The organism is Colwellia sp. RSH04 (genome assembly GCF_003545765.1).
Taxonomy (GTDB): Bacteria; Pseudomonadota; Gammaproteobacteria; order Enterobacterales; family Alteromonadaceae; genus Colwellia.
Genome location: NZ_QXIO01000010.1, coordinates 59,366 through 81,151 on the forward strand (window position 1 = coordinate 59,366; position 21,786 = coordinate 81,151).

Annotated in this window: 19 protein-coding genes and 1 pseudogene; 12 read left to right on the top strand and 8 right to left on the bottom strand. The window is 36.0% G+C overall.

What is annotated here, in order from left to right:
* Window positions 1–147 precede the first annotated feature (147 nt).
* Complete coding sequence (locus D1094_RS14940; RefSeq protein ID WP_118960911.1) at window positions 148–321, top strand: DUF3545 family protein; 174 nt, start codon at window positions 148–150, stop codon at window positions 319–321.
* 237 nt (window positions 322–558) lie between these two features.
* On the opposite strand, the gene D1094_RS14945 is transcribed toward D1094_RS14940, so the two are convergent.
* A complete protein-coding gene (locus D1094_RS14945; RefSeq protein ID WP_118960912.1) occupies window positions 559–1,224 on the bottom strand; it encodes a PEP-CTERM sorting domain-containing protein in 666 nt (221 codons plus the stop codon).
* Window positions 1,225–1,657: 433 nt separating this feature from the next.
* Here D1094_RS14945 and D1094_RS14950 point away from each other — a divergent pair, with 433 nt between their 5' ends.
* Window positions 1,658–2,455, top strand: a complete 798-nt coding sequence (locus tag D1094_RS14950; RefSeq protein ID WP_118960913.1) for an alpha/beta fold hydrolase — start codon at window positions 1,658–1,660, stop codon at window positions 2,453–2,455.
* Between the two features lie 202 nt (window positions 2,456–2,657).
* Here the strand turns inward: D1094_RS14950 and eno are convergent, their stop codons facing one another.
* The gene (gene eno, locus D1094_RS14955; protein WP_118960914.1) at window positions 2,658–3,956 is read right to left on the bottom strand and encodes a phosphopyruvate hydratase; all 1,299 of its coding nucleotides are present in this window, start codon (window positions 3,954–3,956) and stop codon (window positions 2,658–2,660) included.
* Window positions 3,957–4,092: 136 nt separating this feature from the next.
* The gene (locus D1094_RS14960) at window positions 4,093–5,730 is read right to left on the bottom strand and encodes a CTP synthase (RefSeq protein ID WP_118960915.1); all 1,638 of its coding nucleotides are present in this window, start codon (window positions 5,728–5,730) and stop codon (window positions 4,093–4,095) included.
* Window positions 5,731–6,005: 275 nt separating this feature from the next.
* Between D1094_RS14960 and D1094_RS14965 the strand changes: the two genes are divergently transcribed.
* Entirely contained in the window at window positions 6,006–6,608 is a 603-nt protein-coding gene (locus D1094_RS14965) for a DUF4202 domain-containing protein (RefSeq protein ID WP_118960916.1), read from the top strand.
* A 684-nt stretch (window positions 6,609–7,292) separates the two neighbouring features.
* Window positions 7,293–8,399 carry a hypothetical protein gene (locus D1094_RS14970; protein WP_118960917.1) on the top strand — a complete coding sequence of 369 codons (1,107 nt, stop codon included), beginning with the start codon at window positions 7,293–7,295 and terminating at the stop codon, window positions 8,397–8,399.
* Window positions 8,400–8,511: 112 nt separating this feature from the next.
* On the opposite strand, the gene D1094_RS14975 is transcribed toward D1094_RS14970, so the two are convergent.
* Window positions 8,512–8,907, bottom strand: coding sequence for a YbaN family protein (locus D1094_RS14975; RefSeq protein WP_118960918.1), 396 nt, complete (start codon window positions 8,905–8,907; stop codon window positions 8,512–8,514).
* 41 nt (window positions 8,908–8,948) lie between these two features.
* Window positions 8,949–9,560, bottom strand: coding sequence for an RNA methyltransferase (locus D1094_RS14980; RefSeq protein WP_404851489.1), 612 nt, complete (start codon window positions 9,558–9,560; stop codon window positions 8,949–8,951).
* A gap of 459 nt (window positions 9,561–10,019) precedes the next feature.
* On the opposite strand from D1094_RS14980, the pseudogene D1094_RS19060 reads away from it, so the two are divergent.
* The 7 genes and pseudogenes from D1094_RS19060 to D1094_RS15010 all read left to right on the top strand — a co-directional run.
* Window positions 10,020–10,529: pseudogene (locus D1094_RS19060) on the top strand (RHS repeat-associated core domain-containing protein); the annotation flags it as partial.
* A 335-nt stretch (window positions 10,530–10,864) separates the two neighbouring features.
* Complete coding sequence (locus D1094_RS14990) at window positions 10,865–11,410, top strand: hypothetical protein (RefSeq protein WP_118960920.1); 546 nt, start codon at window positions 10,865–10,867, stop codon at window positions 11,408–11,410.
* Complete coding sequence (locus D1094_RS14995) at window positions 11,407–11,973, top strand: hypothetical protein (protein ID WP_118960921.1); 567 nt, start codon at window positions 11,407–11,409, stop codon at window positions 11,971–11,973. Before D1094_RS14990 ends, D1094_RS14995 begins: the two co-directional genes overlap by 4 nt.
* Before the next feature lie 168 nt (window positions 11,974–12,141).
* On the top strand, window positions 12,142–12,381 hold the full coding sequence (locus D1094_RS15000; protein WP_118960922.1) for a hypothetical protein: 240 nt from the start codon (window positions 12,142–12,144) through the stop codon (window positions 12,379–12,381).
* A 12-nt stretch (window positions 12,382–12,393) separates the two neighbouring features.
* Window positions 12,394–13,014: an ankyrin repeat domain-containing protein gene (locus tag D1094_RS15005; protein WP_118960923.1), complete on the top strand. Its 621-nt coding sequence runs from the start codon at window positions 12,394–12,396 to the stop codon at window positions 13,012–13,014.
* 106 nt (window positions 13,015–13,120) lie between these two features.
* Window positions 13,121–13,282: a hypothetical protein gene (locus tag D1094_RS18675; protein ID WP_182440208.1), complete on the top strand. Its 162-nt coding sequence runs from the start codon at window positions 13,121–13,123 to the stop codon at window positions 13,280–13,282.
* Window positions 13,283–13,602: 320 nt separating this feature from the next.
* The gene (locus D1094_RS15010) at window positions 13,603–14,049 is read left to right on the top strand and encodes an energy transducer TonB (protein ID WP_259337978.1); all 447 of its coding nucleotides are present in this window, start codon (window positions 13,603–13,605) and stop codon (window positions 14,047–14,049) included.
* Window positions 14,050–14,234: 185 nt separating this feature from the next.
* Here D1094_RS15010 and mazG read toward each other — a convergent pair whose 3' ends face one another.
* The 3 genes from mazG to rlmD form a co-directional block, all read right to left on the bottom strand.
* Window positions 14,235–15,065 carry a nucleoside triphosphate pyrophosphohydrolase gene (gene mazG / locus D1094_RS15015; RefSeq protein ID WP_118960924.1) on the bottom strand — a complete coding sequence of 277 codons (831 nt, stop codon included), beginning with the start codon at window positions 15,063–15,065 and terminating at the stop codon, window positions 14,235–14,237.
* Between the two features lie 68 nt (window positions 15,066–15,133).
* Entirely contained in the window at window positions 15,134–17,329 is a 2,196-nt protein-coding gene (gene relA, locus D1094_RS15020) for a GTP diphosphokinase (RefSeq protein WP_118960925.1), read from the bottom strand.
* Window positions 17,330–17,355: 26 nt separating this feature from the next.
* Complete coding sequence (gene rlmD / locus D1094_RS15025; RefSeq protein WP_118960926.1) at window positions 17,356–18,738, bottom strand: 23S rRNA (uracil(1939)-C(5))-methyltransferase RlmD; 1,383 nt, start codon at window positions 18,736–18,738, stop codon at window positions 17,356–17,358.
* 143 nt (window positions 18,739–18,881) lie between these two features.
* Here rlmD and barA point away from each other — a divergent pair, with 143 nt between their 5' ends.
* On the top strand, window positions 18,882–21,752 hold the full coding sequence (barA, locus tag D1094_RS15030; RefSeq protein ID WP_118960927.1) for a two-component sensor histidine kinase BarA: 2,871 nt from the start codon (window positions 18,882–18,884) through the stop codon (window positions 21,750–21,752).
* Window positions 21,753–21,786: the final 34 nt, after the last annotated feature.

A 21,786-nucleotide genomic window follows, 5' to 3' on the forward strand; every position in this document is an offset into this window, starting at 1 on the left:
CGCCAACCAGCTTGAAATAACAGCACATAATGTTGAAAAAAACGCATATTTTGTAAAAAATGTGCGTTTTTTCATTTTAAAGCGTAAATATTTGTGATATTAAAGAGATGCAGTTGTTTTTATTTTTTAGGAAATAAGGGGCGCTTTATGGATAATAATAACCAAATGTTAGAGTCAAGAAACAAACCAACCACCAACCGTGCAACGTCGACAAAAAAAAGAAAGTGGCGTGAAATTGAGTTACTAAGAGATAAGTTCCAACTAGAAAAAGAACTAAGGGTTTATGAAGATTCCTTAGAATATATGTTAGACGAATTCTAATTCGTTTCTCATATTTCAATATTTAATATGCATATTAAATATTGCACCAATAAAAGCCGTTTTTAAATAAAAACGGCTTTATTATTTGTAAGCTTCAATCACAAAAATAATACCATTAAACAACGTTAAAACAATTAAAAGCAGTAACGCTTTCTAGCTTGCTAATATGTTATTACGTTGTAGTGGTCAACTAATTTTGACCACTTCTGTAGGCAAAATGTAATTATAATTCAGCTTCTAACTTACTCGCTTTTTAAATTTTCGAGAAGCTAAACCTAATGCGGCTATTGTAAAAATAGCAAATGTAGAAGGTTCAGGCACAGGGATTGAATCAAAACTTAACGTTAATGAAGTTATATTTTCTGGATTTGATTTAGAGTCGTATGTTCCCCAAATAACGCCTATATTATTAGGATCATCTTTAAATAAAAATCCCGCATGTGTCGCATTAGCATTAATGAGTGTCTGAATAACAGAGGATACATCAAATTCCAGCCTATCTAAAATGCCATCAGTAATAAACGTTTGTTGAAAGATATCTGTTCTTCCCCAGTCAGCCAATTCAACACTACCATTGGCATTATAAGCAAAGAGATCAATCCCCATACCTGCATGTGTTGTAAACTCCGATATGCCTAAAATTGCCGAACTTACCATAGCACCCGCTGAAAAATTTGATAAATCAAATTCAATGACGGTTCTGACATTATTAGGTGAGTACACCTCATTACGATTCCAATTACCAATGCGATCTGCGATGCCATCATCGTTAAAATCCCAAACACTAGCATCTGCATCAGGAGTTAATTCAATTACTCCTGCGTTAGCAATACCACTCAATGCTATGGTACAAATAGCAACAACAACTTTTAAAGATTTACTTTTCAATAGTTTTTTTTTCATTATTTTAGTCCTTTATTATGGAAAATAGTTAATTAAAATATCACTGTAAATGAATGCAACAAACAAGCCACTGTATAATGTATACCCAAAAACAATACTTTAGACTATGTGGATAATAATGACCTTGATATGTGTATAAAATATTGACATTAACAACTTAGGTTACAGAATTTGTGAAATGTATTCACAATAATAAAATATCTGGGACGTGTTTATTTTTGTTGATATTTTTGTGGCCATCGAGGCAGATTTCTTGGACCTATGCTCCCCATTGATAACAAAACCAGCGTAGATAGGCGTATAAATAACTTACTCAGTCACTTTGCTTGTACCTAACTTCTGGTTATTTAGATCAATTAACAACTCATTGACTTCTTTCAAACACCCGTTTAAATTTAACACTCATCTTCATGTCGGCTAGATACTTTTCCCAATGACAAAAACAACGCTTAATTTCGTCCATGCAAATGGTTTTCCTTCAGGCAGTTATCAAGCACTGTTTGATAGTTTCCCTGAAAATATCAATGTCATTGCCCTTGATAAATATGGCCATCATCCTGACTATCCAGTAAAGAACAATTGGCAACCTTTAGTTGAGCAACTCATTAACTTTATTGAAGAGCAGCATAAAATTGCCGAGCCTGTTATTGCCGTAGGTCATTCTTTTGGTGGCGTACTCTCCTTTATTGCCGCATGCCAGCGTCCTGACCTATTTAAAGGTCTCATCATGTTAGATCCGCCAGTATTTACTGGCTCAGTTGCCATGATGGCAAAAATAATTAAAAAGACCCCATTAATTGATAAATTTAGCCCTGCTGGTAGAGCAAAGAAAAGACGTTCTCATTGGCCTTTAAACACAAATGTAGCCGAGCTATTTTCTCGACGAAGTTTGTTTAAAAACTTTGATCAGCGTTGTCTAAATGATTATGTGAAACATGGTATTATTGAAAAAAATGATCAGCTAGAGCTCGCCTTTAGTGCAGAAATTGAAGCAGAAATTTTTAGAGACTTACCGACCAACTTGAGTAGCTACAAAAACAAACTCACCATTCCAGCCAAGCTTATCTATGCCGAACAAACGGATGTGTGCCCAATACACTTTTTCGAAAAATTCGCAAAATTAAATAAAACGTTGCACCTCGCTAGTGTACAAGGAGGCCATATGTTTCCACTTGAAAGACCAGAAGAAACGGCCCAGTTAATCATGGATACGATTAAAGAGTTTTCATGAGGGCCTGTTGGCCTTTGCTAAATAACGAGCATAAAAAACGCAGCTAACGCTGCGTTTTTTTATTAGTGATTTTTAACAAGACAAAATAATAATGAATACTGTAGCTATATAGTAATAATACAAGGCATTTGCACGGAGTTGACGCTAGTCAATGAGTACAAATAACGACGTAGTATTTGCTATATAGCAAATGTATTGATTGTTATTGGCCTTTAATTTCACTTAAGCCATTATAAACGGCTTTATCACCTAAGAACTCTTCAATTCTTAATAATTGATTGTACTTAGAAACTCGATCAGAACGACATAGTGAACCTGTCTTTATTTGACCTGCTGCTGTACCTACCGCTAAATCGGCAATGGTTGCATCTTCAGTTTCACCGCTACGGTGTGAGATAACTGCGGTGTAACCAGCATCTTTAGCCATTTTAATCGCGGCTAATGTTTCAGTTAAAGAACCAATTTGGTTGAACTTAATTAAGATTGAGTTAGCGATGTTTTTATCAATGCCTTCTTGTAAAATCTTAGTGTTAGTTACAAATAAGTCATCACCTACAATTTGTACTTTATCGCCTAATAATTCAGTTTGATATTTGAAACCATCCCAATCTGATTCATCTAAACCATCTTCAATCGACACAATAGGGTATTCATCACATAGTTTGCCTAAGAAATCAGAAAATTCATTTGAACTATACTGCTTTCCTTCACCTTTAAGGTCGTAAATACCTTTTTCACTATCAAAAAATTCTGAAGCGGCACAATCAAGTGCTAAAGTAATATCAGTCCCTAGCGTGTAGCCTGCTGCTGCAATTGCTTCTTTGATTACCGCTAACGCATCAGCATTTGACGCTAAGTCTGGAGCAAAGCCACCTTCGTCACCAACTGCCGTATTTAAGCCTTTACTAGATAATACTTTTTTAAGTGCATGGAAGATTTCAGCGCCCATACGTAACGCTTCACTAAAATTTTTAGCGCCAACAGGTTGAACCATAAACTCTTGAATATCTACGTTATTATCTGCATGTTCGCCACCATTGATGATGTTCATCATCGGCACAGGTAGGCTATAAACACCTGGTGTGCCGTTTAAGTCAGCAATATGTTCGAATAATTGAACACCTTTGTCTGCTGCTGCCGCTTTAGCAACCGCTAAAGAAACGGCTAAAATAGCATTAGCACCGAAATTTTCTTTATTCTCAGTGCCATCTAAATCAATCATTAACTTATCAATAGCTGCTTGTTCAAGAGCATTTTGACCAATAAGTGCTGGTGTAATTGACTCTTTAACTGCGGCAACTGCTTTTAAAACACCTTTACCTAAATAACGTGCTTTGTCACCATCACGTAGCTCTAACGCTTCACGAGAGCCTGTAGAAGCACCAGATGGCGCAGCGGCACGACCCCAAGCACCAGATTCAAGGTAAACATCTACTTCAACAGTTGGGTTACCACGAGAGTCCATGATCTCACGAGCTAAAATATTACTAATCTTTGACATTGTCTTTCCTAAGTTCTACTTAATATGGCGTTCTACAAGTTTAGAACGAATAATATAAATCGATTTAACACACGTTATTTTGCTTGTTAAAGCAAAAACCGCAGCAATAGCTACGGTTTTAAAATAATCAATCTTATTAGTTTGACTGCTGTTTTTGCAACTCAAAAGAGGCTGCAATAAAGCCTTCAAATAGCGGGTGTCCATCACGAGGAGTTGAATTAAACTCGGGATGGAATTGACCTGCTACAAACCATGGGTGATCAGCAATTTCAATCACCTCGACTAATTTCTTATCTGACGATAGCCCCGAAAAAACTAAACCAGCTTTGCTTAATTGATCGCGGTAGTTATTATTTACCTCAAAACGGTGACGGTGTCTTTCATTAATGGTTTCACTACCATATACGTCGCAGACCTTGGTACCTTTCACTAGGTGACACAATTGCGAACCTAAACGCATAGTTCCGCCTAAATCTGACTGCTCGTTACGATATTCAACTTGGCCTTCTTCATCTAGCCACTCACTGATTAAACCAATTACTGGGTGAGCAGTTTCGGTATTAAATTCTGTACTATGAGCACCTTCGAGGCCAGCTACATTGCGAGCGTACTCGATCAACGCAACTTGCATACCTAAACAAATTCCTAAATAAGGTACTTTGTTTTCACGTGCATATTGTGCGGCTAAAATTTTACCTTCAACACCGCGTTCACCAAAACCACCTGGTACTAAAATAGCGTCAAGATCTTTAAGAAGATCAACGCCTTTCACTTCAAGGTCTTGTGAATCGACATACTTGATATTAACAGTCACTTGGTTTTTTAAACCGGCATGCTTAAGCGCTTCATTCACCGACTTATAGGCATCTGGTAATTCAATGTATTTACCGACCATACCAACAGTTAATTCACCTTTAGGGTTCGCTTCTTGATAAAGAACCTGTTCCCACTCACTTAAATCAGCTTCTGGTACATTTAAACCAAAACGCTTAACCACAAGTTCATCTGTTCCTTGAGCTTTTAATGATGCAGGGATTTTATAAATGCTGTCAACATCACGCATTGAAACAACCGCTTTTTCTTCAACGTTTGTAAATAACGCAATTTTTGCTCGTTCCGCATTGGGAATAGGTCTATCTGAACGACAAACTAAAATATCAGGAAGAATACCTATGGAGCGTAAATCTTTAACTGAGTGCTGAGTAGGCTTTGTTTTAATTTCACCTGAAGCGGCAAGATAAGGAACAAGAGTAAGGTGCATAAACATGGCACGTTCACGCCCTACTTCTGTTGCTAATTGGCGAATCGCTTCGAGGAAAGGTTGTGACTCAATATCACCTACTGTACCACCTACCTCAACCATCGCAATATCGTAGCCTTCAGCACCTTCTACAACACGACGTTTAATGTCATTGGTAATATGAGGAATAACTTGCAACGTAGCACCAAGGAATTCACCTTTACGCTCACGCGCTAAGATATCCTGATAAATTCTACCTGTTGTGAAGTTATTACCTTTGGTCATTTTGGTACGAATAAATCGTTCATAATGACCTAAATCAAGATCTGTTTCTGCGCCATCTTCTGTCACAAAAACCTCACCATGTTGAATAGGACTCATGGTACCAGGATCAACATTAATATAAGGATCCAATTTTAACATGGTAACTTTTAAACCACGTGCTTCAAGAATTGCTGCTAAAGAAGCCGCTGCAATACCTTTACCAAGAGACGATACAACACCGCCAGTTACAAAAATATATCTAGTTGTCATGTGCTACCCAGAAGTCAGGAAAAACAGAAATTTTGTGCTGGAAATTACTTATACTACTATCGTTAAATAGTTTAGTTTAAAGAAGAGTATAGTTGAACCAGCAGGACGGGAAAGTATTATACTGAAAAGCCACACGAACGACAATAAGAACCATGCCATGGTGACAAAATAGTTATAAAAAAAATTTTAGTTAAAAATTATTAACTGTTATTCTTCTTTACACTATTTTTGAACTGCCATGTTCTAGCTCATTTAAAAGAAAGAGATTTAACTTAATGACTATAAATGATGTGAATAAAACACAACAATTATCGCACGTACTTAATGCTATCGACAACATCAATAGCCAAGACCCAAACCTTAGTGAAATAAATGGCGAGCAAAGGCCTAAAGAGCTTCTGTATGGTCAGCGAATGACAGCCTGTCTTGAAGAATTTTGGCCTGACGCTAATGAGTTATTACAAATAGCCGTTCGAGCTCAGCATATAAAACGTTGGCACCTAAAACGTTCAGAATTTGAAGCAGGTAAAGCAGGATACTATGCATGGCGTATAGCCCAAGGCAAGTTTCACGCTGAATTAACCTCTGAACTTATGAAAGAGCATGATTACTCTGAAGAAGATATTAATAAAACCGCCAGCATATTACGTAAAGAAAAGCTTAAAACAAATAGTGACACACAAACGCTTGAAGACGTCGCCTGTTTAGTTTTTCTTCAACATTACTTTGACGAATTTGCAGCTAAATATTCTGAAGAAAAAATAATACGTATCGTACAAAAAACCTGGGGTAAAATGTCTGATAAAGGACATACAATCGCCTTATCACTTACTTTACCTGAACACTTAGCTGCCATTGTTGCTAAAGCACTCGCCTAATCAGTCGTTAATATGGTGAGCTATTAAACAGCGATATAACATAAGAGCAATAACCTCACTGTTATTGCTCTTGATAAAATAACTCATATACGTTCAATGAATCATTTTTAGATACCAATACTGAGGTACGCTCAATTTAAGACAACGTTAACGATTAAAGTGTACCTGAACCCATTTATTTTTTTATTTTAAATTCGATGTTAAGAGGTGGTGTAATACGCTACACCAAAAATTAACGATGAACGCTATAGTCTCTTGTTATGGGCTTCATACCTTTAATAGTCTTCTGTAGCAAGTCACTTTAACCTTAAAAATATTCTAATATGCTTGAATTAGTCACCCCTAACTTCAACAACACAGCAGCAATACAAGTACAAGAGAATTGGAACCAACAACATAACATTAAAGAATATTGTATACGCTCTGTTTGCGTGATATCTTTTTGTTCGCTTACACTGAGCGATACATATTATTAACAGCAAGAAATCGCTTCACTAAATTGTTGTTATTACCTAATTTAAAAGGAATTTAAATTGATAATACTAAGAGCAATAGCTCTGTTACCCTGCTTGGCGACATCTTTTATACACTTCGATGTTTTCGCGAAAATAAATACGCTTCAAACAAAAACTTACCTGAATGAGAGGTTATGCCTCTCTTTTCATAAAAACAGAAGGACATTTTATGTTATTTGAAAGGCTTCAAATTATCGGATTGTTAAGTTTAATTATCATAGGCTGTGGTAGCAGTAGTGATGAAAATATTAATAATGAATTCCCTAATGATGATAAAGAAAATATTATTGAAGAAGTAATCGTTAATATCGAACCAATCGATTCTATATGGGTCTCAGGGTCTGAAAATGTGATAACCCATTGGAATGAGGATATTTTAATTCCATCAGTGACAGGATTATTAACCCTTAATTTAGACGATAACGGCTATATTGATGAACAAAACTTAATAGTGGAACATCCATCTTACCTAGTTGAAGTTCAAGGAAATACAATAGCTTCACTTCAAGGTAATAAAATTATATTTTACCATTATGATGGTTTAACACTAAATGAACTCTATCAAACAGAGCCAGAAGAGTTACGACAAGTGCCTTTTACATCGCAAAACAATTGCTTTTATTGGGTAGCATTAAATAAAGTATCTTCCCCATTGAGTACCGTTAAGGAAATGTGTCATGTTGGTGGGGAATTTATTAGTAACAGTATCATTACCACCGACAAGCTAATCAATAATATTATTGCTTTACCAGATAATCGCTTCGTCACTACTAGTACTATTGATTCTAACAACTTTATTTCTTTGTATAAAAAAGAAAGTGATGTTTTTCAAATTAAATCAACTGTTAAGGAAGATGGTGTATCGATTTTATTGGATTTAGAATATAAAAATGATTATCTTTATGCGGATTTAGGACCTACTGACATTCCTGATCACCAAGGTGAAGGTGGTTTTATCAGGTATAATTTGGCTGGCAACACCATTAGCGATAGATTAAAACTATCAGATATAATGACTGATAATGCTCAGTATGATCACATAGCAGTTAGTCCTGATGGCATCATTCTAGCTAATGATAAAAAACTAAAGCACTTTATTATATCAAACGGCATTATTGAAAAAATTGTTTATGCTGAAATAGAGAATAGTATCAGTTCAGTTTATGTTCATGGTCATTATATTGTTTTAGTATTAAGAGATCCGCCAAGCAGCTTTAGTACAGGAGTTCATGGGGCTTCTGGTGTGCATATTTATTCTTTAAAAGAACTGCTGTAAATAAATTCATTGATAAGCACTTCTTTGTTCGATTGGAAGTGCTTAATTACTGATTACATCAATTAACAAAGCAAACGAAACAAAGAGAGATATTAAGTGAACTATATTAAAGCTATTTACTTAACGGCAAGCGCCATAAAAATATAAAAGGTCCTATCACTAACGCAATCACTAATAATGTTAGCGGCCAACTTTTTAATAAAAATGCTGACCAAACCACCGAGAGGACAATAGTTAACAACGCAACTCGTTTTGCTTTACGAGGAATACTACGGTGAGTTTGCCAATCATGAATCATTGGGCCAAAGGTTTTATTCGCCATGAGTTTTCGCTGTAATCGCGGAGATGATTTAGCAAAACAAGCTGCAGCAACCAATAAAAAAGGTGTGGTAGGTAATATAGGTAATACAACGCCAAGTACAGCTAATCCAACAAATAGCACCCCCACGAACTTAAGTAACAGCACTTTACCTTTTTTTGCCACACCTTGATTAATCGTTTGTTCCATATATCATCCTGCTCGATTAAAGCATTAAAGTAACAACAGGGTTAACTTCTCACTTTAACTTTATTGTTAGTATCTCTACTTTGACGAATTAACTCATTATCAGCGTTATGACTTTTATCTTTTGCTAATTCTAACTTAGCTAAACGATCATATAACAACACATTAACTGATGCTGCTAAATTCATACACCCCTTTGTTGGCACATAAACCACTTCATCAGCACAATCTATAACTTGTTGGCTGATGGTGCCATCTTCAGGTCCAAAGATATAAACCGCATGTTCTGGGTGCTGAAAATGTGGTAACGGTGTTGCACCTTCAACTAAGTCTACACATATAATTTTAGTCGTCTTGGCAAGATTATCCAGTGCACCAACTAAATCAATGAAACTTTCAACACCACTTAATGGAATGTTTTGTCTCGCTTTTTTAGTGTCCGTTGCCAGTTTATTACTGGTATGTTTTGCAGCGTATTCATAACGTTTACCTGTATAAAGCACCTGCGAAACATGATAACAACCTGCTGCGCGCATTACTGCACCAACATTACTGGGGCTTTTAGGGTTTGTTAAAGCAATGGTTACCTGTGCAATATTTTTATCATCACCCATTTCATTACCCTGAGTTATGATTTCATGCGCTTTTGTTGTCATGATTTTATTTTCTCTTTTGCTTTAACTTGAACCCAATATTGCTCAAGCATCTCAATATATATTTCATTCGAGTATAGTGCCTTTATAAACAAGCACTGAATTATAGAAAATATTCATCCTGATAAGAAGAGCTACCACCTTTAAAATAAATTTATATAAATGCACCACAAAAACAGAATACACTGCATGCGATACATAATATTCAATATACATTTACGTAATATACACTTTGTGTTACATTTCAGATTCCAAGGAAGGCAAACATATAGCGTTTTTTGTACTGGCTATTTATCAAAATAATTAATAAGGATATTTATGAGTTTTCAAATTAAGCATCTATTTCTTGCAGTGCTTTCAATAATACTATTTTCTCCTAACACTACCGTTATTTAGTGAACATGCTGGTGGTGCTGAACGTACAGAGTTCAACTATCATGATAACGACAGCACAACGGTTTTCGTGATTATGACGCCAGCATAGGTAGATATTTACAAAGTGACCCTATTGGCGTTAATGGAGGCATTAATACCTATAACTATGTGTTAAGTAACCCATTAACCTTTATTGATATTTTGGGATTAGGGCCAAAAGAAGGGGATACAGGTGGTGGGCCTGGTGATGGTAGTTCACCATGTGGTTGTTCGATAAAAGGAGATGTGATGGGTGGAACAAACTCAGGAGCAATAACTCAAGAGCAAGCAGACTCGAACGACCAATCTATTAGTAATGCAACAAATGATGTGCCCCTTGTATTAATTGGGGCTGCTTTAAAGCTTACTCCAGGAACAAGTGCAGCAGCAGGGTTATGGTACATGGCGAATTCACAGCATTACTGGAAAGCTGGTGATAAGCTTGTTCTGAGTTATTGGTATAGTGAAGGTGGTGATGGAATAATCACAGAAACAGTACTATCAAATGGTTCTAGTATTATTAGTTCAAACACAAATTCTTACTGTATGGAGGGATAATATGAATCGCTTTTTATTAAGGTTATTTGAAAGTATATTCTCTGTTTTTAGCTTTTTATTTTTTCTGAAAGTTTTTGACTATTTCAGTTCATTGGTTGCTATCGGGTTGATTTTTTTATGGCTACTTGTTTTTTGGCGTTTTCTTATTTTGAAGAGAAAACTCTCTAAGTGTTAGCTTAGTTGTTACATTATATCGATAGCGGCGAATATATCCAATGGCTATGTATTGGCATAACTTGAAAGTAAACTTGAGATTTTATGAATTAGTGAATGATAACTCAAAAGGTATTATATCAACCTTTCAAAACATTGAAGTGAATATTGAGTAGTGTCGAATGGTAAGTGAGGTCAGGTACATAGTAATTAAAGAACCTGACCTGTTTATTAATTATAAAATAATCCTTTTTGACGTTAATAACGGTATTAATACCTATAACTATGTATTGAGTAACCCATTAACCTTTGTTGATATATTCGGGTTAGGGCCAGCAGAAGGTGATACTGGTGGTGGGCCTGTTGAAAGCGGGAGTAGTTGTAGTTCAATATTAACTCCTCATCAACTTTCTAGTTGGGGGATCACTCTAATTTCGGCAAGCGACCAAATAATTATAAAAAATAGCATAACAGGACAAATTTTATCCATGCTTCCCAAAGCAGCTAATATTCTTTCAACGGGAGTTAATTTACTTGATGCCGCTTTAGCCAATGGAGTGGTAATAGTTGTAATCGAGAGGAATCTTAAGGACTATTACTTGGCACGAGATACTAGCAGGTACCTTGAATTACATTCAATGGTAAACCAAAAAAACTATTTAGGAGCTGTTATTGGTATAGTTTCCGACGGAAATGAATTTAAAGATATTGGAGATCTTTTACCATGAAATATTTGTTAATACTCGTTTCAATTTTATTTAGCCTACTTTGTTCAGCCAATGAGGAAATTAAAAATTATCAAGATTGGAGAGTATCAGCTATTAAAGGTGACTTTTCATGGGTGGATAGTTTATCTAAAACTGATTTGGTAATGATAAATGAAACTAAACAAGGCTATAATTTTATAACCAAGCTTTTTTCTGATGACTGCAATAGTAAATTATTAGAGCAGCTTTTAAACAAAGGTGTATCCCCTAAATTACACTCCAAATATGAATCTTTAGGTCATTTGGTAATACCTCATAATGGAAGCGGTTGTTTAAAAATAATATTTAATAATGAACGTGAATCTATTCTGCATTCACAGAAATACGCGACTTCCTTACTGAATCACGCGATTCTTTGGAAAAACCATGATGCAATAAAGTTTATTTGCAAATTTAATGTTGATTATAACGCCAAAAACGAACTTGATTTAAGCGTCACTGACTTTGTCAAGAAGCAAAATATTCCACTTGAAGTCCTGAGTAACTGTATGAAGGACAATAGTCGAGAGTCAAACAAAATGTAACACCTGGTTTACATTGATATTAAATAAATGGGGTCATGGGTCAGGTACACATTAACAAAGTGGGCCTGATGAGGGTGGTTCATCATGTAGTTATAATTTAGATATAGAGCACAACAATATTTAAAACTCATAGCTCAATTAGCAGAGGCTTATCAATACCAAGCAGGGATGATTGCGGCTATAAATAATGGTTACGACCTAGGTGATAAATCTGCTGTTCTTTTAAAAGCTGCAATTGATATCGGAATTAAAGATATTAATCAATATATGTTAACTAATACACATATACCTGCAAGTTATACCTCAAGGATTATAGACTGGCCTAATTTGAAGATTAACTGGAAATTATATGGGACAGTTAACGATAAGCCAGAAGATATTATGGTTAATTTTATCAAAAGTTTATAGTAAGGGATACACATGAAATCGACAGTTATATTGTTAGTAGTTATGTTAGTAAATAGCGGCGTATTTGCTAAAGAAATAGGTTCATCATGTCCAAATTTTAAATTTACGTTTTCGGAAAGCGAACTAGTAAAGGTAAAGGAATTTCTTGCAGGGAAAATAGAGCGAAAAGAGCCTCCAAGTAAGGTGGTCCTTGCAGCGTCAATAGGTGATATTAATTACATTAAGTCTCAAGAATCATTTGACTCTTTATTTGAAGCAATGTATGTCACTTTATCTAGTGATATGGAGTTGTTCAATGAACTTTTAATATTACTTAAACCAGAAGACATTAATAAACGGTCTAAAGAGCAGGTTACCTTGCTTATGATGGCTGCAGATTGCGGCAGGGTAGAAGCGGTAGCTCAGTTATTGGATTTAGGGGCCGATATAAATATGAATATTTCATCCTCTGGTATTGATGCGCTGAATATGGCCGTAATGAACCGCGATACTGCTATGGTTGAATATTTATTGGACAGCGGAGCTAGTTGTAAAAATTCAGTTTATCAGAGTGGTGTAACGGCTTTAGAGCTATCAAAAAAACTTAAATCAAATAATATTACTAAATTACTTGAGAGATGTTTCAGTAAATAATAAAACTTTATGATAAATGAGGTCAGGTACAGATTTTATAAGGTACATATTTAACCTGTGTGAACCTGACCTGTTTATTAATTATAAAACAACCCTACTGACGTTAATGGCGACCATTAATACCTTTAACTATGCATTAATGTCGCTGACTTTCATTAATATATTAGGCTTAGTATCAGAAGAAGATGGTACGGATGGTGGGCCGAATAATGATGGTTTACCATTTGGTTACACTGCTAGTAGTACCACTGCAGGTAACAGGTTTTGAACCTGCCAAATTAACAGGGGCAGACATTTATATGGAGGGCTGGCGATAAGCTTGTTTAGGATAATCATTGAAACACTATTATTAAATGGTTCTCATGTTACGAGTGCTAGTTCTATTTAATACTGCTGTGAACAACTGATTTTTGGCGTTTACTTTTATTAATTATAAAACTCTCTAAGTGATAGCGTTATTTGTCAATACAGTACAAATATCAAGTACATTAATCAGGACAAAAAATGATTTTTTGCTCCTGCATCACTTAGTTTAACCAACTAATATTTGCCCATAACTTGGGCGTTAGAGCTAAAGAAAAAAAAGCTTTGAATAAATCATACTTATTACTACCATTTACAATTTTTGTAACTTCCTGCGCATCAACAACTAAAGTTGAAAACACTAAAATTAGCTATATTGATCTTTCAGGTAAAGAGCAAGTTAAACTTATTGAAGAATACTGGACTGTTGCTAAAAAAATAGAACCAAGATACCCGATATTAGCTGCAAAAAACAACATATCCGGTTGTGTTGATCTGATAGTCGGTATTGATCAAAATGGAAAAGTTAAGGGGTATAAAGTCCGCTCTTCATATCCTAAAGGTGTATTTGATAAAAGTGCAGCCGCCGCTATAGCTAATTGGAAGTGGCAACCTACAGAGAAAAACAAGGGTAATATGCCTGTTTTAACTTCAGTCCGCATGGACTTCTCTACTCAACGTACCCCCACAGGCGCTAAGTTCCTTGAAAACTGCCCTAAACATGAGGCTTAGCCTAGTATCAACTTTGAAGTGTATAGCGACATAGAGCAAATATTGTAATAAATTAATAATAGGGTCAGATACACTTTCAAAAAGAACTTGTCCCTATTTATTAGATCCTATGCTTACCTATGCAATATTTTGATCATCAAGCATTTCATTACCCTGAGTTATTATTTCATGCGCTTTTGTTGTCATTATTTTATTTTCTCTTTTGCTTTAACTTGAACCCAATATTGATCAAGCTCTTCTAAATCATGACTTTCAAAAGCTTTGCCAGACAGATTAGCTAGCTCTTCAACAGCATTGAAACGTTTGGTGAATTTCTGGTTAGCCTGTCGTAGTAATGTTTCAGGATCTTCTTTAGCATGTCGACACAAATTAACAACAGCAAACATTAAATCACCTAACTCTTCGGCTAATAACTTAGGTTCTTTCGGTTCTCGGTTTAGTTCCTCTTCGACTTCTTGCACTTCTTCCTTAATTTTATCAAAGACATCTTCAATATTGTGCCAATCAAAACCAACATGCGCACAGCGTTTTTGAATTTTGGCCGCCTGAGAAAGTGCTGGCAAATTTTTAGGGATATCAGCTAGTATCGTCGCTGAAGTATTAGCATTAGGGCTTGAGTTTTGATGCTTTAATTCACGCTCAAGACGCTTTTCATTTTCCCAATTTGCTTTTATTTGTTCATCTGTTTGCAGATCGGCACTACTAAACACATGAGGATGTCTGCGAATTAATTTTTCGCAAATTGCAGTGATAACACTATCGAGGTTGAATAACTGTTGCTCTTCACCAAGTTGACTATAAAAAATAACTTGAAAAAGTAAGTCGCCTAATTCTTTCTCAAGCTCGGCAAAATCTTGTTGTTCAATAGCATCAACGACTTCATAGGCTTCTTCTAATGTATGACGAGTTATTGAAGCAAAATCTTGTTTAACATCCCAAGGACAACCTGTTTCTGGATCTCGAAGTTTAGACATGATCCAGCGTAATTTTTCAATTGATGGTGCGTCATTTATCATGGTTTAATTTCTTTTATCTACTTACTAATTACTCAAAGGGTATAGGTATTAATTTTTTATGAGTTACCCTAAAGACGTTTAACTTCAATAATATCATCTAATTGGCGTACCTTTTCTAAAATACGCATCAGAAGCTCACTACTAGAAACTTCCATCTTCACGGTCATACTGACGGTTTGCTTTATTGAGTCAGTATTACTTTCCATACCAATAATACTGACACGCTCATTGGCTATTATGGTCGATATATCTCGCAATAACCCTTGTCTTTCACTGCCAACAATAAATGCAGAAGCTTGGTAACTCCGTTGGTTCTCATCTCCCCATTGTACTTCAACTTCTCGCTCTGGGTGCTGATTCAATGAGTTGGCTAATTGCTCGCAATCTTTTCGGTGTACCGAAATACCTCGGCCTTGAGTAATAAAACCAGCAATATCGTCACCAGGTACAGGCTGACAGCATTTCGCCATATGAGAGAGTAAATTACCTACGCCAGAAACAGTGATACCATTACTGTCTGCAGACACTTTTTTCTGAGGTGAACTATGTCTAACAAGGCTTTGAGGATCAATCTCTTCTTTGGGCTTAAGTTTACTTTCTGCTTGACTAAAGAAGTTCATTACCTGCTGTAACCGAGCATTACCAGAACCAATGGCCGCAAATAAATCTTCCGCAGAGTTCATATTAAAGCGCTTAGCTGCTGCAACTAAGTCGACTTCTACAAAGTTATGTTTAGCCACTTCGGCGTCAAATAAGTCTTTTCCATGCGCAATATGCTTATCGCGATCAAGTAGTTTAAAAAAACTTTGCACCTTTGATCTTGCGCGACTGGAATATATATAGTTTAAATTAGGATTCAACCAATCACGGCTAGGGTTAGGCGTTTTACTGGTTAAAATCTCAACTTGATCACCGGTCTGTAATTGATAAGTAAAAGGAACGATTTTTCCAGAAATTTTTGCACCAATACAACAATGACCAACATTAGAATGAATATAATAAGCAAAATCTAAAGGTGTCGACCCCATAGGTAAGTCAATTACATCACCACCTGGGGTAAAAACATAAATGCGATCTTCAAACACTTGGCTACGTAACTCTTCTAGCAGTTCCCCACTTTCAGCAACATCGTCTTGCCATTGCAAAATTTTTCGTAACCAGCTAATTTTGTCATCAAAACTATTCGTTTTACCGCTAGCATTACCTTCTTTATAACGCCAGTGTGCCGCAACACCCATTTCTGCATCTTCATGCATTTGCTTGGTACGAATTTGTACTTCAACAGATTTCCCTTCTGGGCCTAAAACCACCGTATGAATAGATTGGTATCCGTTAGTTTTTGGTGTGGCGACATAGTCTGAAAATTCTTTCGCTAAGTGTTGCCACTGTGTATGCACAATACCTAATGCTGAATAACAATCTTGTATTTTTTCAACAACAACACGTACTGCTCTAACATCAAACAACTGTTCAAAATCGAGTGATTTTTGCTGCATTTTCTTCCAAATACTATAAATATGCTTTGGTCGTCCGTAGACTTCGCCATCAATATTTAATGCAATCAATTGTTGGTTAATAATACCAACAAAGTCAGCCATATACTCTTCTCGTTCAAGCCTTGTTTCATCAAGTAACTTAGCTATTTTCTTATATACTTGGGGATGTAAATATCTAAATGATATATCTTCTAGTTCCCATTTTAACTGACCGATACCCAGCCTATTTGCCAGTGGCGCATATATATTGGCACTTTCTTTTGCAGCGAGTACTCTACTCTCTTCGTCACTGTCTTTCTTTTCTCTTAAATCACATAAACGCTCAGCCAGTTTAATCACCACCGCACGAACGTCTTCAACCATGGCAAGTAGCATACGCCTGATATTATCGATGTTATTTGCTGATTGTTGTTGCCTTAACGCTTTAATTGCCGCCATTTGTTCAACACCTTGGCATAATGACAATATTGATGATGAAAAGTGCTCTTCAACTGTTTCAATATTTATCAAATGACTCTCTAACAACGGGGTTAGAAACGCCGCAATAAGTGAGTCATCATCTAAATTGAGCGAGGCTAAAATCTCAACCATTTCCATCGACTTCACCAATTCTCGACGAGGTTTTTTTTCTTCATCGTGATAAAAGTCAGCCATTATTGCCCACATAGCTGAAATAGCTTCTTTTTTACTTAGAGTTAACTCAATAGAACTAAGCCATTGTTGAAAACTATTTACTGTAATTTGGTGAGATTTTCTTACCGAAACCATAGGTTGTCCTTCAGGTAATAAATTTTTTAAGCACGATTAAACAATACCATAGACTCAACATGCTTAGTCTGAGAAAACATATCAATAATAGAGATTTTACTTAATATATAACCATGTTCTAGGAGTACTTGACTATCTCTTGCTAGCGTAACAGGGTCGCAACTTACATAAAGAATGTGGCTAGGATTTACTTTAATAATATACGGCATTGCTTCTTCTGCACCTGCTCTAGCAGGGTCTAAAAGAACTTTGTTGGGTAATTGTTGATTCAATGCAACAAACCAAGGCTGAGATTGCCAGCTTTCGTTTATATTCGCTTGGTAAAATTGACAGTTTTTAATGTCATTTTGTTTCGCATTGTTAGACGCTTTATCAACCATCGATTGCACGCCTTCAACACCGATTACTTGCTTTACTTGTTTAGCCATAGCAAGGCTAAAGTTTCCTAAACCACAAAAAAGATCGAGCACATAATCATTAACATCTAAATCAAGCCAATCCATAGCTTGAGCGACCATTTCTTCATTAACTCCCTGATTAATTTGAATGAAATCTTTTAGTCCAAAGCCAATAGTGACACTGTTATTTAAACTATATGAAAATGGCGCATTACGAGAATATTCAACTTTCTCTGTGAAATACTCTGTTAACGCGATACACGCTTCTCCATTATCAATAAAAACCGCATAGTTAAATTCGTCTGCAAATTGTCGCCAAAGTCCAACATCGTGTGCATTTAGCTTTTTTAATTGCCGTATGTTCACAATACCTTGAGAAGACAACTCCCCTTGTAAGCTAGCCCAAACTACATCAATATGACCAATGGCTTGCTTCACTGACAAACGTTCTATTAATGCTTTTAATGCCATAAAAATAGCTGATAAGGGCTCAACTAGAACAGGGCAAGATTTTATTGGTGTTAAGTGACTACTTCCTTTTTCTCTAAAACCAACAATAGGTTGGCCATGTTTATTAAATTGCACACCAATTCTTGCTTTTCTTCGATAATGCCAAGGTACACCTTTAATTGCCGCTTGCCATGGTAACTGCTTCGAAACACCTTGTCGGGCAAATAAGTCAGTCACTTTATCTTGTTTAAATAGTAACTGCTGCTCTTGATTAAGATGTTGAATATCACAGCCACCACACACAGAAAAATGCAAACACTTTGCTTGTACTCTTTCTGGGTTAGGGGTTATAACCTTTAACAACTTACCTTTGACAAATTTATTTTTTTGCTCAATCAGCCTCACCTCAACAACTTCGTCTTTTAGCGTCTCAGGGATAAATAAAGGCTTTTTTTTATGTTGAGCCACACCGCAACCGTTATGATCAAGTCGCTCTACCTTCACGGTTAAAACTTGACCTGTTGCTTTGTTTTGCTTTGTTACTTTAAAAAAGTTTGCCATCTTTACCCTATCTCGTTGCTTGGCGCTATAATTTGACGCAAGCTTATGACATTATGTCTAAATCGGTTACTGTGTTAATGCTGTGTTAGCGCGTTTTGCTAATCCATATTTTACACTAAGTCAAATAGAAAAGTTCAAGAGAAATGCATAAAAAAAGTTTAAAAGACTGGGTCATTTTAATCACCATTATTCCAACAGGCATTATTGCCTTTGGTCTGGCTGGATATTTTTCTTATAGCCGACATATTGAATTAGACAACTTCATCAATCAAAGAGCCTTTAGTATTATTGAACCTTTAGCGATCATGAGCAAAGAGCCTCTAATCAATAAAGACAGAGAACAGTTACGACAATTAATTGGTTTCACTCATCGAACTCAATCAAGTATCGTTGATAGCATTGTCATTTTTACCAATGATAATCAAATATTCGTCACCAGCGCTTATCATGGTAATACGGATTTAATGCGAATAAGACAAGGCGGCCGTCTAGTTGATTACACTCAACTGGAAGAAACAGATGAATTTATTATTTACCGTTCGCCTATTCTAGAAGAGCAACTACCCGTAACGACATTACAAAACAAAAAGTCGCTTAATGATTCTGCCTATTATTCTTCAAATAATACTAATAGTGTTTCACAACCAAAACAGCTTGGTTATGTCGCGATTCAGGTGAATAAGAATAGATTAAAGTTCGAACAACAAAGTCAAACCATTATTGCTTTTTCTATAGCGCTATTAGGTACCTTACTTAGTGCGCTCTTTGCCTTAAAGCTAATTAGGCAAGTGACTAAACCAATTAAGTCGATGGTTCAAGCTATTGATAGAGTAAGAGAAGGTAAATTAGAAAGTAGAGTTAGTGGTCAGTTAATGGGCGAGTTGAATTTTTTAAAGGCTGGCATCAATGCCATGGCACAGTCGATACATGGCTACCAAAACGAGATGCAAGCGAGCATTGATCAAGCAACCATTGATTTACGAGAAAGTTTAGAGCAGTTTGAAATACAAAATGTTGAATTAAGTATTGCTAAACGTAAAGCGCAAGAAGCCAACAAAGTTAAATCGGAATTTTTGGCCAATATGAGTCATGAATTACGAACTCCGCTAAATGGTGTTATTGGTTTTACCAGACAAGTGTTAAAAACACCATTATCTGATAGTCAACGCGATTATTTACAGACCATAGACCGCTCAGCCAATAACTTGCTAACGATCATCAATGACATTCTAGATTTTTCTAAGCTTGATGCAGGAAAAATGGTGATTGAAAGCATACCATTTTCTTTGCGTGAGTCTCTAGAAGAAACGCTTGCGTTACTCGCTCCTGCTGCACACAAAAAAGACATAGAGATATCAATCAACATCAAGCAAAATTTACCTGACTCTCTCGTTGGCGATATTATGCGTATCAAACAAATTGCCACTAACTTGATCAGTAATGCGATTAAATTTACGCCTCAAGGCAGTGTTGAGATTGATGTCACAAGTGAGCAAGTGAATCAAAAACATATCTTATTGAAGTTGGCGGTTACTGATACCGGTATTGGTATGACAGATAAACAGCAGCGAACAATTTTTGATGCCTTTACACAAGCAGATCAAAGCATTACCCGCTTATACGGTGGCACAGGCTTAGGGTTAGTAATATGTCAGCGCCTTGCAAGAGAAATGTCAGGTAATATTGGTTTTACCAGTACCAAAAACCAAGGTTCGAGCTTTTGGTTTACCTTCCAATGTGAAATTAACCCAATGCCATTAATTATTGAGTTAGATAATCATCACCTTGCGAATAAAAGTATTTTATTTTATGAAGAACACGACCACTGTCGAGATGCGATTAGCTCTACCTTAACTCATTGGCAAATGAATGTTACCTCTGTGGTAAATATCCATCAATTAGAGCAAATAGTCGCGCACGCAAAAGAAGAAGGTTTATCCTACGATTATACGCTTATTGGTCATAGCAAAACAGCAACTGCACTAAGTGAATTAAAGAAAATTATTACCTTAGTAACACCTATTACGCCATCAATACATCTCGCATTAAATAGTAACTCTCCAAGCTTACATGAAGCATTAACAGCTAATGGCGCAATAAACTGTCTTAGCAAGCCTATCAATGCATCGAAATTAAGTAGGGCGCTACAACCCTTAAATGATAATAAACAGCCATTTTCTTCGCTACCTGAGAAAAAAATATTACCCATTAAGGTGCTAGCCGTTGATGATAATGAGGCAAATTTAAAACTAATCAAAGCACTATTACTAGAGCAAATAGCAGAAGTAGTGCTTGCTGATAATGGCCATGATGCAGTTGAATTATGCAAAAATGAGCACTTTGCCCTAATATTTATGGATATTCAGATGCCCGTAATGGATGGTATCAGTACATTGAAGTCTATTAGGCAAAATAGCGTAAATGATGAAACTCCCATCATCGCAGTAACTGCACATGCCTTAAGTGGTGAAAAAGAAAAAATGTATCAACAAGGCTTTAATGCCTATATGACCAAACCCATTGATGAAACCATGCTACGTCATATCATTTATGAATATTGTGATTTTTCACATTTCATCACTGAAAAAGAACAATTGCCAAACAATATGCCACCAGAAGGTATGCAAACGGATGAAACCCCATCAATGAAGGAGAATACCGTTATTGATTGGTCGTTAGCATTAAAGAGGGCTGCCAACAAAGTTGACTTAGCAAAAGAAATGCTAGAAGGGCTAGTTGAAAGTCTACCGACTACTCATGATAGTATTAATGAGGCCATATCAAACAATGACACTGAACAAGTCAAACGTTTAATACATAAACTGAATGGGGCTTGCTGTTATACAGGTACACCAAACTTGTCTAAGATTACCACTCAGCTTGAAACGCAATTAAAAATAGGGGGGAGCTTAACAGAATTAGAGCCTGAATTTATGGAGTTTTTTGAGCACATAGAACAAGTTATTAATAAAGCACCCTCAGTACTGAAAACTCTTAATGCAAAAGTAACATAATAACTAAAAAGGTATAAATAAAATTAAGTTAACT

What these genes read in the sequence shown, in the direction of transcription:
- D1094_RS14940 (WP_118960911.1), top strand. Translation starts at nt 148, where the DNA reads ATGGATAATAATAACCAAATGTTAGAGTCAAGAAACAAACCAACCACC.
- D1094_RS14945 (WP_118960912.1), bottom strand. Translation starts at nt 1,224, where the DNA reads ATGAAAAAAAAACTATTGAAAAGTAAATCTTTAAAAGTTGTTGTTGCT.
- D1094_RS14950 (WP_118960913.1), top strand. Translation starts at nt 1,658, where the DNA reads ATGACAAAAACAACGCTTAATTTCGTCCATGCAAATGGTTTTCCTTCA.
- eno (WP_118960914.1), bottom strand. Translation starts at nt 3,956, where the DNA reads ATGTCAAAGATTAGTAATATTTTAGCTCGTGAGATCATGGACTCTCGT.
- D1094_RS14960 (WP_118960915.1), bottom strand. Translation starts at nt 5,730, where the DNA reads ATGACAACTAGATATATTTTTGTAACTGGCGGTGTTGTATCGTCTCTT.
- D1094_RS14965 (WP_118960916.1), top strand. Translation starts at nt 6,006, where the DNA reads ATGACTATAAATGATGTGAATAAAACACAACAATTATCGCACGTACTT.
- D1094_RS14970 (WP_118960917.1), top strand. Translation starts at nt 7,293, where the DNA reads ATGTTATTTGAAAGGCTTCAAATTATCGGATTGTTAAGTTTAATTATC.
- D1094_RS14975 (WP_118960918.1), bottom strand. Translation starts at nt 8,907, where the DNA reads ATGGAACAAACGATTAATCAAGGTGTGGCAAAAAAAGGTAAAGTGCTG.
- D1094_RS14980 (WP_404851489.1), bottom strand. Translation starts at nt 9,560, where the DNA reads ATGACAACAAAAGCGCATGAAATCATAACTCAGGGTAATGAAATGGGT.
- D1094_RS14990 (WP_118960920.1), top strand. Translation starts at nt 10,865, where the DNA reads ATGGTAAGTGAGGTCAGGTACATAGTAATTAAAGAACCTGACCTGTTT.
- D1094_RS14995 (WP_118960921.1), top strand. Translation starts at nt 11,407, where the DNA reads ATGAAATATTTGTTAATACTCGTTTCAATTTTATTTAGCCTACTTTGT.
- D1094_RS15000 (WP_118960922.1), top strand. Translation starts at nt 12,142, where the DNA reads ATGATTGCGGCTATAAATAATGGTTACGACCTAGGTGATAAATCTGCT.
- D1094_RS15005 (WP_118960923.1), top strand. Translation starts at nt 12,394, where the DNA reads ATGAAATCGACAGTTATATTGTTAGTAGTTATGTTAGTAAATAGCGGC.
- D1094_RS18675 (WP_182440208.1), top strand. Translation starts at nt 13,121, where the DNA reads ATGGCGACCATTAATACCTTTAACTATGCATTAATGTCGCTGACTTTC.
- mazG (WP_118960924.1), bottom strand. Translation starts at nt 15,065, where the DNA reads ATGATAAATGACGCACCATCAATTGAAAAATTACGCTGGATCATGTCT.
- relA (WP_118960925.1), bottom strand. Translation starts at nt 17,329, where the DNA reads ATGGTTTCGGTAAGAAAATCTCACCAAATTACAGTAAATAGTTTTCAA.
- rlmD (WP_118960926.1), bottom strand. Translation starts at nt 18,738, where the DNA reads ATGGCAAACTTTTTTAAAGTAACAAAGCAAAACAAAGCAACAGGTCAA.
- barA (WP_118960927.1), top strand. Translation starts at nt 18,882, where the DNA reads ATGCATAAAAAAAGTTTAAAAGACTGGGTCATTTTAATCACCATTATT.